1 protein-coding gene is annotated in these 978 nt (G+C 58.1%); it reads right to left on the reverse strand.

Features of this window, described 5'->3' with window-relative positions:
- Nucleotides 1–54: 54 nt before the first annotated feature.
- On the reverse strand, nt 55–807 hold the full coding sequence (locus GSQ89_RS36040) for a hypothetical protein (protein WP_158932943.1): 753 nt from the start codon (nt 805–807) through the stop codon (nt 55–57).
- Nucleotides 808–978: the final 171 nt, after the last annotated feature.

Below are 978 nucleotides of genomic sequence, written 5' to 3' on the forward strand. Positions count from 1 at the left end.
GCTTGAAAAACCGCCGTAAACGCGCGGGCTGGAACCAAGATTACCTGGAGAAAATCATCCAACGCACCGCGTGAGACATTCAAGCGATTCCCCTGGCCACACCGAATAGGCCTTGCGGCAGATCGCCAACCAGGATGAAATCGGCGGTGCTGAGGATAACTGGTTCGAGCGCGAGAGCTTGAACCGATCAATGTAGCCGACCAGGAGGCCGGGCTTCACCGCCTCCACCGTGCCATTCGGATGCCCATCGTCCGCATAGCGCACATAGAACAGTGTCGAATCGCCGTATGCCCTGACAGCGGCATGCAACCGATCGATTTCAGCCTCGGTGAGGTTTCGATACAAAGTTTTGAATACGAATATCTTCTCGCCAGCCTCCAGATCGGCGATCAGGGCGCGGCGTAAGGACTGAAGCCTACGGCACGCCTGCGATGTCGCCTGATCGGTGTCAACCTGGTCGGTCTTTAGGAAAGACCGCATCGCCATCCAATAGCGCTTGTCCTTGGTCCACCACTCGTCGCTGTGGACGGGGGCAAAGGCAATCGTGGTCTCCTCTAGGCCGACGCCGTCGAAGCGAGATTCAAGGGCTCCAGTCAGCAAGTCGGCGCCCAAATCCGCCCAGGCGAGCAGGCCGTCGGACTGAGCGCCGAGATGTTGCTGGAAAATCGCGAATTCAGGGCCATGACCACTGCCGCCCAGGCTCTCAAATTTGATTGCTATATCGCGACGAACGTCAGATTCCAGCACACTGTCATGTGCCGGCGGCCCCGCTCCGGGGATATCCTGCGTCAGTCCGGCTCCATCCATCCCGTGTCATACCTCAGCCAACCGTGGACCCCAACTGGATACACGGCTTGGGGGACCGTTTTCAAGAACTAGCTCCAGGGCAATCGGGCGAAGGAGTACGTGACAAACGGCTAAAGGGCTGAATCCATACGATCCCTCGATTCGCTTCATAGGGGACAACGATGGACGCTT

Source organism: Acidisphaera sp. S103 (genome assembly GCF_009765975.1).
Lineage (GTDB): Bacteria > Pseudomonadota > Alphaproteobacteria > Acetobacterales > Acetobacteraceae > Rhodopila.

Coding starts and splice junctions, on each gene's coding strand:
- GSQ89_RS36040 (WP_158932943.1), bottom strand. CDS start 807: ATGGATGGAGCCGGACTGACGCAGGATATCCCCGGAGCGGGGCCGCCG.